We start from the raw sequence: 16250 nt of genomic DNA on the forward strand, positions 1-16250 counted from the left end.
TCTACCGTCGGGTGTGACGGTAAGGAGAACAAACTATGCATATCGAACCGGGCGTCGTTAACGGCGCCAAACTTGTCCTGAGCTATGCCACCGCGGCCGGGGCAGGGCTTTATAGTCTGAAGCTGGCGTGGGAGAGCGTCAAAAACAGTGGTGTTGCAAGCCTTGCAGTGCGGTCTGCCCTGACAACCGGCCTTGTTTTCACATTCTTTGAAGTTCTGCCTCATTTCCCGGTGGGAGTGTCAGAGGTGCACTTTATTCTGGGCTCGACACTGTTTCTTTTGTTCGGTGCCGCCCCGGCTGCGATTGGTCTGATCCTGGGCCTCTTTGTTCAAGGGTTTTTCTTGGCACCCTTCGATCTGCCCCAGTTCGGAATGAACATGACGACGTTGCTGGTGCCTCTGTTTGCCCTGCAGGCGTTGGCAAACCGCGTCATTGCGCCGAATACGGCCTATGTTGACCTCAAGTATTCTCAGGCACTTGCGCTGTCGACCGCCTATCAGGGTGGTGTCGTACTATGGGTGGCCTTCTGGGCGTTCTACGGTCAGGGTTTCGGTGCCGAAAACATCGCCGCCGTGGCCAGCTTTGGCGGAGCTTACATGATGGTTATCCTGATTGAGCCCCTGGCCGATCTTGCCGTTCTTGCGGCTGCGAAATCCATGAAGGGTCTGAACAAGCTCGGCCTGTTCACGCCACGTCTTCTCAGCGCAGCCTAAACATCCCGCGCCGCGCACTACTTTGCGCGGCGCAACCTGAAATGCTGAATGATCCCGATCATGCTGATCAGAATCCAGAACCCCTCGATCAGCATCGACGCCAGATTGAAATTCTCGAGCAGCGAATAGACGATCAGAACCGACCCCAAGAGGTTCACCACCGGAAACGCGAGATCGTCAGAGTTCATCATCCGCATCTGTGTCGCAAAATAGGCCGCGACCACGATCAAAGCCCCAAACGAGCCAATAGCGTCGACGATGGTGAGGCTGTCGAGAACTGCAGTCATGAATGGGCCTTGCCGTTTTCAGAATACTCGTTGTGCTGGGCGTAGTGGTGCATGTTCAGGAATGCGGCACCCTCTGCACCCGCGCGGTATCCATGGGGGATATCAGCGGCAAAGCGCAAGCCCTGTCCGGCCTGCAAAGATACCCATTCCCGATCGCGTAGAATCTCGAGCGTACCTGAAAGAACAAACACCTCCTCGGTCACACCAGCGGCATGGGCGGGGGATTCGTGGCTTTGGTTCGGATGCAAGCTGACGTGAAATGTCTCGGCCCCTAGGGCGGGGTCGAAGGGAAAGACGATCTTGACCTCTATGGTCCCGGGGAAGGTCACGGTCTGGAAAACAGACGGGTCGCCCAGCGCCGTATCGATCAGCGCGCTGAGTGGTAGCTGGAAGCCTTTGGCGATTTTCCACAAGGTCGCGATGGTGGGGCTGGATTCGCCGCGCTCTATCTGGCCCAGCATGGCTTTGCTGACCCCGGTCATTTCAGCCACCTTCGACAGGCTCAGCCCGGACGCCGTCCGCACGTCCCGTAATTTCAGCGTTATGTCGTCCGGTGCCATATCATCAACTTCCGAATCCTCTTGTACGTTATAGCGCACATGTGATACGTGCGCTATAACGTACGAACCCCAAGACATGCAACCCGAGGCAAAAGGGAAACAGCATCATGCCATTGTACCGATCCAGAACCTCTACCCATGGCCGCAACATGGCCGGTGCCCGCGGTTTGTGGCGCGCCACCGGTATGGGCGACGATGATTTCGGCAAACCGATCATCGCTATCGTAAACTCGTTCACCCAGTTTGTGCCCGGTCACGTCCACTTGAAGGACCTCGGCCAGATGGTCGCGCGCGAGGTCGAGGCAGCCGGCGGTGTCGCGAAAGAGTTCAACACCATCGCGGTCGATGATGGCATCGCCATGGGCCATGACGGGATGCTGTATTCGCTGCCCTCGCGTGAGGTGATCGCGGATTCGGTGGAATACATGGTCAACGCGCATTGCGCCGACGCGATGGTCTGTATCTCGAACTGCGACAAGATCACCCCCGGCATGTTGATGGCGGCCATGCGCCTGAACATCCCGGCCATCTTCGTCTCGGGTGGTCCGATGGAAGCGGGCAAGATCGATATCGCCGATCTGGACGCCAAGAAAATCGACCTTGTGGATGCGATGGTAGCCGCTGCTGACGACCGCTTCACCGACGAACAGGTTCAGCATATCGAGGAAAACGCCTGCCCCACCTGCGGCTCGTGTTCGGGCATGTTCACTGCCAACTCGATGAACTGTCTGGCCGAGGCGCTGGGTCTGGCACTGCCGGGCAACGGCTCGACCCTTGCCACACACGCGGACCGCAAAGAGCTGTTCCTTGAGGCCGGTCGCCGGATCGTCGAGATCACCAAGCGGCACTATGATCTGGACGAAAAAGGCTTCCTGCCACGCGAGATCGCTACGTTCGAGGCCTTTGAGAACGCCATGAGCCTCGACATCGCTATGGGCGGTTCGACCAACACGGTACTGCACTTGCTGGCCATTGCGCATGAGGGCGAGGTGCATTTCACCATGTCCGATATGGACCACCTCAGCCGCGAAGTGCCTTGTTTGTGTAAGGTCGCACCCAATACCGAGAATGTGCATATGGAAGACGTGCACCGCGCCGGTGGCATCTTCTCAATCCTTGGCGAACTGAGCCGTGCGGGATTGCTGCACGAAGATTGCGCAACCGTTCATTCGGCTACGATGGGCGAAGCGATTGCCAATTGGGACATCAAGATCGCCAACAATCCCAAAGCGCAGGAACTGTTCAAGGCTGCACCAGGCGGAGTGCGCACCACTCAGGCCTTCAGCCAGTCGAACCGGTACAAGGAGCTGGATACCGACCGCCAAGGCGGCGTGATCCGCTCGAAAGAATATGCCTTTAGCCAGGATGGCGGTCTTGCGGTACTGTTCGGAAACATTGCCCGCGACGGCTGCATTGTGAAAACTGCAGGTGTTGACGAGAACATCCTGAAATTCACCGGCTCAGCCTATGTCTGCGAAAGCCAGGACCAGGCGGTGAACGACATCCTGACCGGAAAGGTCAAAGAAGGCGACGTGGTCGTGATCCGCTACGAAGGCCCGCGCGGCGGGCCGGGCATGCAAGAGATGCTCTACCCGACCTCATACCTGAAATCCAAAGGTCTGGGCAAAGCCTGCGCTTTGCTGACCGATGGCCGCTTCTCGGGCGGCACCTCGGGTCTATCAATCGGCCATGTCTCGCCCGAGGCGGCAGAGGGTGGTGAAATCGGGCTGGTGCAAACCGGCGACACCATCGAAATCGACATCCCGAACCGCAGCATCCATCTTGCGGTGTCCGATGAAGATCTGGCCGCCCGGCGCGAAGAACAGGATGAAAAAGGCTGGCATCCCGCAGCACCGCGCAAACGCAAGGTGTCTACGGCGCTGAAGGCCTATGCCAAGCTAACCACCAGCGCGGCGAAAGGTGCTGTTCGCCAGGTCTAGGGTCTACGAAGATGGGCGCGCTCCCGCGCCCGCTACGTGCTATCGGCAAAGCCGATACCCCTTGCGGACTTGGGCCCGCGCCGCGCGGCGCCGGGCCCAACCAGAGGAGATGTCTCATCAGAGACATTAACGATGGGCGGGTGGTCTTGCTCTTTAGTCTAAGTGACTCAGTCACCCAGCTTGGCGTGAATCTCGTCCAGATCGATCTCACCTACCGGCATCTTATTGGCCGGGTTTTCGAAATCGTATTTAAACAGTTCGAAATCTTGTTTGTAGATTTCATAGACCAGGTGCATGGACAGATCGTCAAAATAATCCTCGACCGGATGCGCGCGTTTGGGTCCGTGACCTTCGGATTCATTAAAGCGCGGAATTTCGGACAGGGTCACCGGGTGTGCGGTCTTGAGGTTGTCCAGAACACCCTGCATCCCATCGTTGAACTTCTCGGTCCAGAAAATCCGGTCATAGCGCCCGCCATTTGCAATCAGGGTCGAGACATGGCCAGACATGGCGGACCAGTGAATATCCGGGTCCATCGGGCGACGCCAACGGATGGTATCCCGCGCGAAAAGAAGAAATCGACGGAAACTGGCGATCTGATCGAACTCACCCTTACCGTCTTCGCCGCCCACTTCGATCCCGTAATTGTAAATCAGCGTTGGCACCAGATTACCGCGATAGCGTTTACCGTTGCGCTGAATGCCGCAGATCTTGTCGAAGAACGAGCTCAGGATGCGGGTATATGGGTTTCGCACACAGGTAAACGTATAGGATTCATGTGATCGCACGTTGCGCGAGATCGGGTCCTGGCTGGCCCCAAAAGCCCATTTGTGCATCCCGTCCTTGGCGTCATGGATATCACCACCAAAAAACCGACCGTGATCCGAATAATACATGATCTGGCCAATGGTCGAGCAGGCGCATTTCGGCACCACGCGGTACACCATGCTCTGGCTTTCGGTCATCCATGTTCCGGGAAAACCCATCTGCTGCGCCTCCTTGGCCGGATATCGGAGTGATACTTCGGCGGTATTGGCCCAAAGAACCAAAAATATTCTGTTTATTCAATCGCTCATCCTCAGTATCACGGTCGCGAACGGTAGAAACGGGGAATAGCGAAACGCAAATGGCAAAGATTGCCTATATCTTGCTATGTCACAAAGACCCTGACGCGATCATTGATCAGGCCGGGCAGCTGACGGCGGCGGGGGATTGCATGGCGATCCATTTCGACGCCCGCGCCAGTGAGGCAGCCTATACGCGCATCCGCGACGCATTGAGGGACAACCCGAACGTTACCTTCGCCCGCAAACGGATAAAGTGCGGCTGGGGGGAGTGGTCGCTTGTCCAGGCCACGCTGAATGCGCTGCAAGCCGCAGTGGAGGCCTTCCCACGTGCCACCCATTTCTACATGCTTTCGGGCGATTGCATGGCGATCAAGACAGCGGAGTACGCGCATCGCTTTCTCGACGAGTGTGATATGGATTTCATCGAAAGCCATGACTTCTTTGAAAGCAACTGGATCAAGACCGGCATGAAAGAGGACCGGCTGATCTATCGTCATTATTTCAACGAACGCACGCAATCGCGCCTGTTCTACGCGTCATATGAAACCCAAAAGCGGTTTGGCCTGACGCGCGAAATCCCCGCTGACCTGCAGATCATGATCGGCAGCCAATGGTGGTGTCTGCGCCGCCGCACGGTTGAGATGATCCTTGATTTCCTGCGCCAGCGCCGCGATGTGATCCGGTTCTTCTCGACCACCTGGATCCCGGACGAAACCTTTTTTCAAACCCTTGTCCGCCACCTGATCCCAAGGCAAGAGATCGACAATCGGACGCTGACGTTCCTGATGTTTTCGGACTACGGGATGCCCGTGACTTTCTATAACGATCACTATGACATGCTGCTGGGCCAGGATTATCTGTTCGCGCGCAAGATCAGCGCTGAAGCGCATGAGTTGAAACAGCGGCTGGGTCAGCTCTATGCCAGTGAAGGGGTCGCATTCGATATCTCGGATGAAGGGCGCAACCTCTATCATTTCCTCACGGGGCGTGGGCGGGTTGGGCGGCGTTTTGGCCAACGCTTCTGGGAAGCGGGAAATACGCTAGGTCCAAACCGTCAGGTGCTTCTGATCGTTTGTAAGAAATGGCACGTAGCCAAGCGCCTGGTTGATCAGATCGCGTCTGAGACCAACACGCCCTGTATTGAATACATCTTTGATGAGCAAGAGACAGCACTGCCCGACCTTGGGGGTATCGAAACTACTTTGAAGAAACGCGCGCGTCATCGGCGTGCGGTGATGCGGATGTTGTTCGATCATTTTGGAGACAACAGGCTGGTGCTCTGCCTCGATCCGGCCAATCTGGATGCAATTCAGGATTTCTGCTCTGATCAGGCGGAAACGCGCATACTGGAAATCGACTGCAACTATTCCGACGCATATCTGAAGGGTCACGCCCATCGTGTCGGGCTGGCCGGGCAGAATAGCTCGGACGACACTTTGGGGCGATTGCTACCAACGCTGCGCAATGCTCTGGCCTTCGAATCCGAACAGATCCGGGGCACGCAAAATGACGGGCTGTTTTATCTGCGAGAGTCTGCAAATCGCGCCGAAAACGAGGCGGTCATTGCCAAGTTTCTTGACCTTGAACCGGGTCAGGCACATGCGGTGATGCAGTTGGATTATCTGTTTGCAGATTAGGTCCGGCGGCGCACCAAACACCGCCGGAGACCTGGCTCAGATATCGAACTTGACTCCTTGCGCCAGCGGCAGTTCAGCCGAGTAGTTCACCGTGTTGGTCTGACGCCGCATATAGGACTTCCACGCGTCCGAGCCGCTCTCGCGCCCGCCGCCAGTTTGCTTTTCACCGCCAAACGCCCCACCGATCTCGGCCCCCGACGGGCCGATATTGACGTTGGCAATGCCGCAATCCGAACCAGCAGCCGTCAGGAATTGTTCCGCCTCGCGCATATTCAGCGTGAACACGCAGGAGGACAGGCCCTGCGGCACGTCGTTCTGGAGATCGATCGCCTCGGCAAAGTCGTCATAGCCCATGACATAGAGGATCGGTGCAAAGGTTTCGGTCTTCACTGTTGCGGTCTGGCCCGGCATCTCCACGATGGCCGGTTGCATATAGACGCCACCCGGCACGCCTTCGGTCACGCGATTGCCGCCGAACACGCTTCCGCCTTCAGCCCTGGCAGCCTCAAGGGCGGCACTCATGGCATTGCCCGAGGCTTCGTCCACCAGCGGGCCAATCAACGTGCCCTCGGTCAACGGGTTGCCAATCGGCAGATCGGCATAGGCATTCTTCAGACGCGCAACCAGTTCCTCGCGGATTGAGTTGTGCACGATAAGGCGACGCAATGTAGTGCAGCGTTGACCTGCTGTCCCAACGGCCGAGAATACAATCGCACGCACAGCCATTTCCAGATCGGCCGAGGGGCCCACGATCATCGCATTGTTACCGCCCAGCTCAAGGATGCATTTACCAAAGCGCTGCGCCACAATCGGCGCAACCGCGCGACCCATACGGGTCGAACCGGTGGCTGAGATGACCGGAACGTCCTCGCTGGCAACCAGTGCCTCACCCAAATCAGCGCCGCCGATCAGGGTCTGCAGCAGACCCTCGGGTGCATCGCCAAAGCGAGCCAAAGCGCGCTCAAAGATCTTCTGGCAGGCCATAGCGGTCAATGGCGTTTTCTCGGACGGCTTCCAGATCACTGGGTCACCACAGACCAGAGCCAACGCGGCGTTCCACGACCATACGGCAACCGGGAAGTTGAAGGCAGAAATCACACCTACCGGTCCCGCCGGATGCCATGTTTCCATCATCCGGTGGCCCGGGCGCTCAGATGCAATCGTCAAACCGTAAAGCTGCCGTGACAGACCAACTGCGAAGTCGCAGATGTCAATCATCTCCTGCACTTCGCCCAGACCTTCCGAAGTGATCTTGCCCGCCTCCCAACTGACAAGCGCGCCGAGGTCGTCTTTGGCGGCGCGCAGCTCTTCCCCAAGCAAGCGGATCAGCTCGCCCCGGCGCGGTGCAGGTACCACGCGCCATGCCTTGAACGCTGCTTTCGAACGATCAAAGATGGCCCCCATCTCGGACACCGGTGTTTCATGCACTTCAGCCAGCAGGCTGCCGTCGATCGGAGAGGTTACGCGCAATGCGCCCCCTGTCAGCTCTGCCGCGGTCAAGTCCAGTTTCGCAAGAGTAGCTTCAGCATTCATCACAACATCTTTCATATCTCAGGCCGCCTTGTTCTGTTCGGTGACGTCACCGGCGCGATAGAGCCGGCCAAATTCGGTGCTTAGGAAATCGGCAAGCTTCACCTGCTCTTGCCGGACAAAGCCTTTCGAGGGCAGCACACCCACCCGCATCAGATCGACGACACCCAGCACACCCGCCGCTGTAGTGATCTGGATCGCGCTCCAGACCTGCCCATCGATTGTGCGGGCGAAGGATTTGTTGATCAGGGATTTCTCGCGCAGCGTACCATCAACCATCCCTTTGGCGGTGCAATAGACCAGTACGACATCCTGATCGGTACGCGGTAGGGCCGTTTCGAAAATCTCTTTCAGCAGATCGCGACGACGCCCAAGCCCCAGATCGTTCAGCAAGAGACGCAGAATATCGCGATGCCCCGGATACCGGATCGAGCGATAAGACACTGCGCGCGCCTTACCTTCTAACGTCTCCGGTAATGTGCCCAGGCCACCCGAGGTGTTGAAACATTCATACTCCACACCGTCATGGCCAATCAGTTCATAATCTTCGAGCGGCGCAGTTTTCGTCCGCTCTCCATTCACGATAGCATCGCAGGGGTTGCAGTATTCGTTGATCAACCCGTCCGTTGACCAGGTGAGATTGTATTTAAGAGCATTCGTCGGATAGAGCGGCAATGCACCGACCCGCATGTGCAGGCTGTCGATCTCATCAAACTCAGATGCCAGGGCCGCGCCCGCAATTCCGACAAATCCGGGGGCCAAACCACATTGCGGCATGAATGCAGTTTCGCTGTTACGCGCCAGATCACGCACCGCATTTGTGGCGGCCACGTCCTCGGTCAGGTCGAAGTAATGCGCACCAACTGCCTTGGCCGCACCTGCAATCGCGGGGGTCAGGAAAAACGGAGCCGCTGAAATAACGGCATCAAACCCTGCAAGTGCCCGTTCGAGCGCCACGCTATCCGTTGCATCGATCTGTCGGGTGGGAATGCCGCGCTTCTTGAATGCGGACAAAGCGGACAGATCATGATCTGCGACCGTTACCGAATAATGCGCCGACGATTTCAGCAGGGTGGCGATCATCTGACCGATCTTTCCTGCCCCGACGATACAAACATTCCAGTTCAAAACGCGCCTCCATCTTTTCGTTTGCTTCAAGTATGAGGCACGGTTTGTTCGGGCTGCAGGATGTATCTTGACGAAAAGGTCGTTGATTTCGTCAATTAATCGCCACTTCCGACAATATGTCGTATGTACGAATTGCGCGCGTTTTCTGAACGTGGAAACTACGGTGCAAGCCTTTCGTGCAGCACCGACATCAGGATAGAACAGGCCAACTGCCCTTTTACGGACGCCACATACCCACCATGAGCCGAACACTTCTGGTTACGACCGTAAAGAATGAAGGTCCAAACATACTCGAGTGGGTGGCCTATCATCGTTTGATCGGCTTTACGGATATCCATGTGTATCAGAACGATTCCACTGACGAGACGCAGAAGACCCTGCGTACGTTAAATCGGCTGGGCGTAATCCAGTACTTCAGAAATGCAGCACCGAACCGGCAATGGCAGAACCGTGCTTATAGACGTTCTGCTCTATCGCCTGAATACCAGGAGTGCCAATGGTGTATGGCCCTGGATGGTGACGAATTTCTCAATATCCAGGCAGGCGACGGCACGCTTTCAGCGCTTTTTGATGCGGTCGGGGATGCGTTCGACGAAATGGCAATCAACTGGCGACTTTTTGGTGACTGCGCCGAAACCGAATTGTCGCCAGACCTTGTGATAAGCCGCTTCTTCATGGCCGAGGACGAAAATCTGATCAAAGAGCGGTGGCGTGGGGTCAAGACTCTGTTTCGCACCAGCGCTTTCGAGCGACCCGGCATTCATCGCGCCAAGACCCCTCTCATAGAAGCCCCACGCCGGATCAACGGATCAGGCTTGCAGCAAGGGCAATTCCGCGAATTGGGTTGGCGCGCACTCGACCCTCAGAAACGAGCAGTGGCGCAAGTCAATCATTATGCGGTTCGTGATCTTTCAAGCTTTCTGCTGAAATCCGCCCGCGGCAGCGCCTCTCATCCCGATCGAAAGGTCCAGATGCAATACTGGAAAAGAATGTCGTTTAATGATCAGGAAGATCGCTCTATACAGCGCTGGGTTGGCCCGGTACAGGATGAGATGCAGCGATTGAACCAACTGTCCAATGGCAGGCTGTTCCTCTTGCGAAAGAAATCTCTGAGACTGTGGCGCAGGCAGTTGAAAGAAGTCCTGAAGGCTCCGGGAATCCAGCAGCTACGGCAAGAGCTCCTCGCGCTTGGAACGCGGCAGGCCCAAACATAGAGTGAATTCGATGGTCGCCCCCGTTTCAGGTATCGGACAAAGAGAGGGCTGAAACAAAAAAGGGCCGTTCCTTTTGGAACGACCCCTTTGCTCACTGTCTCTGTATCAGAGGATCAGGCGGCCAGAGCTGCCTGAGCTTTGGCCACGATCGCGCCGAACGCTTCCGGTTCGTGCACGGCAAGGTCGGCCAGAACTTTGCGGTCCACTTCGATACCGGCCAGGTTCAGGCCGTTGATGAAGCGGGAATATGTCAGAGCCTCGTCATGCGAACGGACAGCAGCGTTGATACGCTGAATCCACAGCGCGCGGAAGTTGCGCTTGCGGTTCTTACGGTCGCGGGTTGCATACTGGTTGGCCTTGTCGACGGCCTGACGGGCAACCTTGAAGGTGCTCTTGCGGCGACCATAGTAACCTTTGGCGGCCTTGATGACCTTCTTGTGACGGGCGTGAGTTACGGTTCCACCTTTAACGCGGGACATCTTCTAATCTCCTCTTAGCGGTCGTAGGGCATGTAGCCCTTGACGATCTTGGCGTCGGGGGCGGACAGGGTGGTGTTGCCACGGGCGTCGCGGATGAATTTCTTGGTCCGCTTGATCATGCCGTGCCGTTTGCCGGCCTGGCCAGCAAGGACCTTACCGGTCGCAGTCACCTTAAAGCGCTTCTTGGCGCTCGACTTGGTCTTCATCTTAGGCATTTCCGTCTCCTTTTCCGGGTTCGGTTTCAGACGCGACTCGGCATGCCATCTCGGCCGGTCACGCGATCAGAAGCGCCATTTACGCAAGTTCGGTCATACTGGCAAGGGGGTTTGGCCCAGATTCTGCGCTTTTCGCATCGGGTCAGGCACCGGGGCCGCGCGGGGCCGCCCCGGTGGAATGGTTTAGTGGCCGAATTTGCGGATTTCTCCGGTCTTCAGCCGTTCTGCGTAAGAGGCCAGCTCCTGCCGCACCACTTTCATCAGGAAGTAGAGCGCGAAGACGTTCACAACCGCCATCGCAAAGATCGCCGCATCCGAGAAGTCGATGACCGGGCCAAGGTTGGCCGCCGCACCGATAACAACGAAGATGCAGAAGATGATCTTGAACACCAGTTCCTTGGTGTGGCCTTCGCCGAACAGGTAGGTCCAGGCCTTCAGGCCGTAGTAGGACCAGCTGATCATGGTCGAGAAGGCAAACAGGACCACGGCAATCGCCAGAATGAACGGGAACCAGCTGAATGCGCTGCCGAACGCCGCCGATGTCAGGCTGACACCAGTATTGCCGTCAACGGTTGCAATCGCGTTGCCTGCTTCGTTCAGCATGTAGTTGCCAGTTGCCGGATCGATAATCAGCTGTTGCGTGATGATGATCACCAGCGCGGTCATGGTACAAATCACAACCGTATCGATGAACGGCTCCAGCAGAGACACAAAGCCTTCGGTAATCGGTTCCTTCGTCCGCACTGCCGAGTGTGCGATGGCCGCAGAACCAACGCCCGCTTCGTTCGAGAACGCCGCACGGCGGAAGCCCTGAATCAGCGCGCCGACCATACCGCCGGCGACACCAAGCCCTGTGAAGGCACCTGCGAAGATCTGGCCGAAGGCCCAACCGATCTGGTCTGCATGCATGATAATGATGACCAACGCCGCCGCCACATACATGACACCCATGAACGGCACGACTTTTTCAGTCACCCGTGCGATGGATTTCAGGCCACCAACGATCACGGCAAAGACGATACCTGCAAAGACCAGACCGGTGATCCAGCCCGGATAATCTCCGACAATACCCGCAATCTGCTGATGCGCCTGATTGGCCTGGAACATATTGCCCCCGCCCAGCGCGCCAAGGATACAGAAGATCGAGAACAGAATGGCCAGAATCTTACCGCCCGGCAGGCCCAGTTCGTCGAACCCTTTGGACATGTAATACATCGGACCACCGGAAACGGTGCCGTCCTCGTATTCATTGCGATATTTCACGCCCAACGTACATTCGGTGAATTTCGACGCCATGCCCAGCAGACCCGCGACGATCATCCAGAAAGTCGCACCCGGACCACCAATCCCGACGGCAACCGCCACACCGGCGATATTCCCGAGACCGACCGTACCAGACAGAGCCGTGGCAAGCGCCTGAAAGTGACTAACCTCACCCGCATCATTGGGGTCAGAATAATCGCCTTTCACGAGGCTGATCGCATGCCCGAAAAAGCGCAGCTGAACAAAGGCAAAATACAGCGTGAACACGGTTGCCGCGATCACCAGCCAACCCACAATCCACGGGAACCCGGTGCCCGGGAACGGAGCAAAGATAAAGCTGACGAACGGCCCGGTGAAATCTGCAAAGGCCTGATTGATCTTGTCGTCCAACCCAACCGCTTCCTGAGCGGCGGCAGGACCTGCGGCCAGAGCGGTAAGCGCGGCCAGACCCAGTTTGTTCTGAATTTTCATCATCATCTCTCCCCTCAGTTCACGACCGTGACGGGAACGTCGGCGTGCATGACAAGGTTCTGGGTCGAACTGCCAAACAGGCGCTTCTTGAATCCATCTGCCGAGGCCCGGCCTACAACGATCTGAGTACCGCCGTTTTCAACCGTGATTGCGTTCAACGTTTCCGCCACATCTCCGTGACGGACGATGCCGCGCGCCTCGAACCCTGCAGCCTTCAGCGCTTCGACCGCTGGCTCAATGATCCGCGACGTGGCCAACGCCACCTCTTCTTCACGCCGCTTGTGGCGCAATGCGTTTTCTTCTGGTGTCTGGAATGTGAAAGGAGACCATTCGATGACATAAACCGCCAGAAGCTCGCATGATCCGATGAGCCCTGCCAGATCTTTGGCAAAGGTGATCGCGCGTTCTCCGGTTTCTGTCCCGTCCAGCCCTATGACAATTTTCGTTGTCATGCCGTTCCTCCGTTATTGTTGATTTGGCCGGGACCCTCGCTCCCGGCAGGGCAGCCGGAACCTGGAACTTGTTTGAGTAGACTGCCCTAGGGGCGAGTATCCCTAAAAAACACGGAAAAACAGAGAGATAATTGCCGAGCACAACCCGAAATCAAATATACTATTGATAAATAAGTATATTTTTTGCCTAATAGTTTGACATACACGGAAGTGTCGAACTGAAAGTTAGCCTGCGGACCCGAGCTCAACCCGGGTCCGTATTGTAGATCAGCCGCTCATCGCAAGGCGCAATGCGCAGAATATTGGTGGTGCCGGGCACGTTGAACGGGACACCGGCAGTGACCACGATCTGATCAACTTCTGATGCAAATCCCGCGGCGCGCGCGGCACGAGCAGCGCTGACCACGGCACCTTTGAAGCGCTCCAGTTCGGGCGTCATGACACAGTGGCACCCCCAGCTGAGGCACAGGCGACGCGCCGTTCCAGTGGCCGGGGTCATCGCGATGATCGGCACGCCGGGACGTTCACGCGCGGTCAGCAAGGCGGTCGTGCCGCTTTGGGTGAAACAGCAAATCGCCTTGATATCGGTCTTCTCGGCAATCTCACGTGCGGCGGCAACGATCCCGTCCGCGACCGTCGTGCCCTTCGCCGTGCGCGAGGCGGCGATAATCTGGGTGTAGGTCGGATCGGCCTCAACCTCGATCGCCACCTTGTTCATGGTCTGAACGGCCTCGATCGGATAGGTACCGGCTGCCGATTCCGCGCTGAGCATAATTGCGTCCGTGCCCTCGTAGATCGCGGTGGCGACATCCGAGACCTCGGCTCGCGTGGGCATTGGGCTTTCGATCATGCTCTCCAGCATCTGCGTGGCCACGATCACCGGCTTGGCGGCACTGCGGCATCTGCGGACCAGACGCTTCTGAATTGGCGGCACGGCAGAGACTGGAAGTTCGACCCCCAGGTCACCGCGTGCAACCATGATCCCGTCCGAGGCGTCAAGAATGTCGTCAAACGCCTCGACCGCAGCTGGTTTTTCAATCTTCGACAGGATCGACGCACGGCCATCGGCCAGCGCACGCGCCTCAAAAACGTCCTTGGCGCGTTGCACAAAACTTAGCGCCAGCCAGTCCACACCCAGCTGGCATACAAATTCCAGGTCGTCCCGATCCTTGGCCGACAACGCTGCCAAGGGCAGCACCACGTCCGGGACGTTCACACCCTTACGGTTCGAGATCGTGCCACCGACCTCAACGGTACAATTCGCAAAATTCTGACCACACTCTCGAACGATCAGGCGAATCTTGCCGTCGTTGACCAGCAGCCGCGCGCCAACCTCCAGCGCGGCAAAAATTTCGGGGTGCGGCAGACAGACACGACCGGCATCACCAGGTGCCGGATCCAGATCCAGCCGAAAGGTCGCACCCTCTTCTAACTCTTCAGCATCATTGGCGAACACACCAACGCGCAGTTTGGGCCCCTGAAGATCGGCCAGAATTGCGATTGGGCTGTCCAGGTCTTTTTCCACCTGCCGAATGATGCGGTGGCGTTCGCGAATCTCATCGTGGCTGCCATGGCTCATGTTCAGTCGGAACACATCCGCCCCAGCCTCGTGCAGGGCGCGGATCATGTCATAGTCATTGGACGCTGGCCCCAGCGTCGCCACGATCTTCACGTTTCTCAGGCGTCGCATCGATCAAGTTCTCCTCAAACGTCCAAATGTTACCGCAAACAGTTCTCAGGCTGCTTATTGCGCAATTCCCTTTCCGAAGCAACTGTCCTACACCTGCGGCAAACAAGATGACAGGTTCATGACATACTCTCCGTTTTTCGTTCACGGCGCGGATCGCCCGTCGCGCTGGCTGATTACCTGCGATCACGCGACCAACATGGTGCCGCCGGATATCAATGCCGGTGACCTCGGCCTGCCACGTGAAGATATGGAACGCCATATCGCCTATGATGTAGGGGCCTACGAGGTTTCGAAGCATCTGGGGGAGATTCTGAACGCTCCTGTCATTGCAGCCAACTTCTCGCGTCTTGTGATTGACCCAAACCGAGGCGAAGACGACCCGACCCTGCTGATGAAGCTGTATGACGGCTCGATTATCCCGGGAAACCGTCACGCCGATGCGGCTGAGCGCGAACGGCGTTTGAACATGTGTTACCGGCCCTATCACGACGCACTGGCTGAACTGGCAGCCCTGCCGCATGCGGTGATCGTGTCGATGCATTCTTTCACCCGCCAATTGCGCGGCCGAGAACCGCGCCCCTGGCATATCGGCGTTCTGCACACCCCGGATGAACGCTTCTCACGCCCGTTGATCAACCGGCTTGAGGCCGAGGGCGATCTGTGCGTAGGCGTCAACGAGCCCTATACCGGCACGCTGCCGGGTGACGCGATCGACAAGCACTGCACCACTTTTGGCCGCCCCAATGCACTGATCGAGTTGCGCAACGACCTGATTGCAGATCACGACGGACAGCGGCACTGGGCCGAACGGCTTGCCGTTGTTCTGCAGGACGCACTATCGGAAAGCGGGCTGTGACATAGGGACGCCTCTGGTCGCTTTCACGGCTCACGACATTGTGAGCGTCGACGCCGATACACATATATTGGACGAAAGGAGGCGATCATGACGCAGGAATTCCTGACCACCGTCTTCGGCTGGATGACAGTCCTTAACATCGGCGTGTTGCTGTTCAGCACACTAATGGTTGTGGCCTTGCAGGATTGGATTGCCGGTATACACGGTAGAATGTTCCAAATGGAAAAGCACGACGTGAAGCGCGCCTATTTTCGGTATCTTGCCAATTTCAAGATCCTGACGATCACATTCAGCCTGATGCCGTGGATCGCACTTAAACTGGCGTAATATCCAGAACTATTGTCCCGGTGGGCTCATACGCCTTTCGTTTCATTGTAACATGGCCGCCGGATTGCTAGGTCAGGCTTAGCAAACAAACCTTCGGAGCCAGAACATGGACAAGCAAACCGAAATCGAACTTCAGGCGGCTGCCTTTCGTCGGCTGCAGAAACATCTGATGGAAGACCGCACCGATGTGCAGAACATCGATCTGATGAATCTGGCCGGGTTCTGCCGAAACTGCCTGTCGCGCTGGTATCAGGAAGCGGCCAATGAAAAGGGCATCGAGATCGGCAAGGATGAGGCGCGCGAGATCTTCTATGGCATGACCATGGATGAGTGGAAGGCCAATTATCAGACCGAAGCCAGCGCCGAGAAACAGGCCGCTTTCAAGGTCGCCTTTGAAGAGAATGTGGGGAAACAGGGCTGA

The 16250-nt window shown here is 57.1% G+C and carries 17 protein-coding genes; 7 read left to right on the forward strand and 10 right to left on the reverse strand.

The window, feature by feature from the left end; translation table 11 throughout:
• Positions 1-35: 35 nt before the first annotated feature.
• Positions 36-713: an energy-coupling factor ABC transporter permease gene (locus ACR3EM_RS13490; RefSeq protein WP_480471173.1), complete on the forward strand. Its 678-nt coding sequence runs from the start codon at positions 36-38 to the stop codon at positions 711-713.
• Positions 714-730: 17 nt separating this feature from the next.
• Here the strand turns inward: ACR3EM_RS13490 and ACR3EM_RS13495 are convergent, their stop codons facing one another.
• A complete protein-coding gene (locus ACR3EM_RS13495) occupies positions 731-1000 on the reverse strand; it encodes a CBU_0592 family membrane protein (protein WP_480471174.1) in 270 nt (89 codons plus the stop codon).
• Positions 997-1560 (reverse strand): helix-turn-helix domain-containing protein, encoded by a 564-nt coding sequence (locus ACR3EM_RS13500; protein ID WP_480471175.1) that lies wholly within the window; start codon positions 1558-1560, stop codon positions 997-999. Before ACR3EM_RS13500 ends, ACR3EM_RS13495 begins: the two co-directional genes overlap by 4 nt.
• 107 nt (positions 1561-1667) lie before the next feature.
• Between ACR3EM_RS13500 and ilvD the strand changes: the two genes are divergently transcribed.
• Complete coding sequence (gene ilvD / locus ACR3EM_RS13505; RefSeq protein WP_480471176.1) at positions 1668-3500, forward strand: dihydroxy-acid dehydratase; 1833 nt, start codon at positions 1668-1670, stop codon at positions 3498-3500.
• 167 nt (positions 3501-3667) lie between these two features.
• Here ilvD and ACR3EM_RS13510 read toward each other — a convergent pair whose 3' ends face one another.
• A complete protein-coding gene (locus ACR3EM_RS13510) occupies positions 3668-4486 on the reverse strand; it encodes a sulfotransferase family protein (RefSeq protein WP_480471177.1) in 819 nt (272 codons plus the stop codon).
• A gap of 140 nt (positions 4487-4626) precedes the next feature.
• Between ACR3EM_RS13510 and ACR3EM_RS13515 the strand changes: the two genes are divergently transcribed.
• Positions 4627-6204: a DUF5928 domain-containing protein gene (locus ACR3EM_RS13515; protein ID WP_480471178.1), complete on the forward strand. Its 1578-nt coding sequence runs from the start codon at positions 4627-4629 to the stop codon at positions 6202-6204.
• Between the two features lie 36 nt (positions 6205-6240).
• Here ACR3EM_RS13515 and amaB read toward each other — a convergent pair whose 3' ends face one another.
• Positions 6241-7752: an L-piperidine-6-carboxylate dehydrogenase gene (gene amaB, locus ACR3EM_RS13520; protein ID WP_480471179.1), complete on the reverse strand. Its 1512-nt coding sequence runs from the start codon at positions 7750-7752 to the stop codon at positions 6241-6243.
• A 3-nt stretch (positions 7753-7755) separates the two neighbouring features.
• On the reverse strand, positions 7756-8862 hold the full coding sequence (locus ACR3EM_RS13525) for a saccharopine dehydrogenase family protein (protein WP_480471180.1): 1107 nt from the start codon (positions 8860-8862) through the stop codon (positions 7756-7758).
• A 239-nt stretch (positions 8863-9101) separates the two neighbouring features.
• Here ACR3EM_RS13525 and ACR3EM_RS13530 point away from each other — a divergent pair, with 239 nt between their 5' ends.
• On the forward strand, positions 9102-10076 hold the full coding sequence (locus ACR3EM_RS13530) for a glycosyltransferase family 2 protein (RefSeq protein WP_480471181.1): 975 nt from the start codon (positions 9102-9104) through the stop codon (positions 10074-10076).
• A gap of 113 nt (positions 10077-10189) precedes the next feature.
• Here ACR3EM_RS13530 and rplT read toward each other — a convergent pair whose 3' ends face one another.
• The 5 genes from rplT to pyk all read right to left on the reverse strand — a co-directional run bounded on the left by rplT (position 10190) and on the right by pyk (position 14646).
• Positions 10190-10555, reverse strand: coding sequence for a 50S ribosomal protein L20 (gene rplT / locus ACR3EM_RS13535; RefSeq protein ID WP_008756009.1), 366 nt, complete (start codon positions 10553-10555; stop codon positions 10190-10192).
• 14 nt (positions 10556-10569) lie between these two features.
• Complete coding sequence (gene rpmI, locus ACR3EM_RS13540) at positions 10570-10770, reverse strand: 50S ribosomal protein L35 (RefSeq protein WP_010443552.1); 201 nt, start codon at positions 10768-10770, stop codon at positions 10570-10572.
• 183 nt (positions 10771-10953) lie between these two features.
• The gene (locus tag ACR3EM_RS13545; protein WP_480471182.1) at positions 10954-12504 is read right to left on the reverse strand and encodes an alanine/glycine:cation symporter family protein; all 1551 of its coding nucleotides are present in this window, start codon (positions 12502-12504) and stop codon (positions 10954-10956) included.
• Between the two features lie 14 nt (positions 12505-12518).
• Complete coding sequence (locus ACR3EM_RS13550; protein ID WP_480471183.1) at positions 12519-12956, reverse strand: universal stress protein; 438 nt, start codon at positions 12954-12956, stop codon at positions 12519-12521.
• A 244-nt stretch (positions 12957-13200) separates the two neighbouring features.
• Positions 13201-14646 carry a pyruvate kinase gene (pyk, locus tag ACR3EM_RS13555; protein ID WP_480471184.1) on the reverse strand — a complete coding sequence of 482 codons (1446 nt, stop codon included), beginning with the start codon at positions 14644-14646 and terminating at the stop codon, positions 13201-13203.
• 118 nt (positions 14647-14764) lie between these two features.
• Here pyk and ACR3EM_RS13560 point away from each other — a divergent pair, with 118 nt between their 5' ends.
• The 3 genes from ACR3EM_RS13560 (at position 14765) to ACR3EM_RS13570 (ending at position 16250) form a co-directional block, all read left to right on the forward strand.
• Positions 14765-15502: an N-formylglutamate amidohydrolase gene (locus tag ACR3EM_RS13560; protein WP_480471185.1), complete on the forward strand. Its 738-nt coding sequence runs from the start codon at positions 14765-14767 to the stop codon at positions 15500-15502.
• Positions 15503-15589: 87 nt separating this feature from the next.
• Entirely contained in the window at positions 15590-15829 is a 240-nt protein-coding gene (locus ACR3EM_RS13565) for a DUF6868 family protein (RefSeq protein ID WP_480471186.1), read from the forward strand.
• A 106-nt stretch (positions 15830-15935) separates the two neighbouring features.
• A complete protein-coding gene (locus ACR3EM_RS13570; protein WP_480471187.1) occupies positions 15936-16250 on the forward strand; it encodes a DUF1244 domain-containing protein in 315 nt (104 codons plus the stop codon).

This window comes from Ruegeria sp. AH3 (assembly GCF_056536265.1).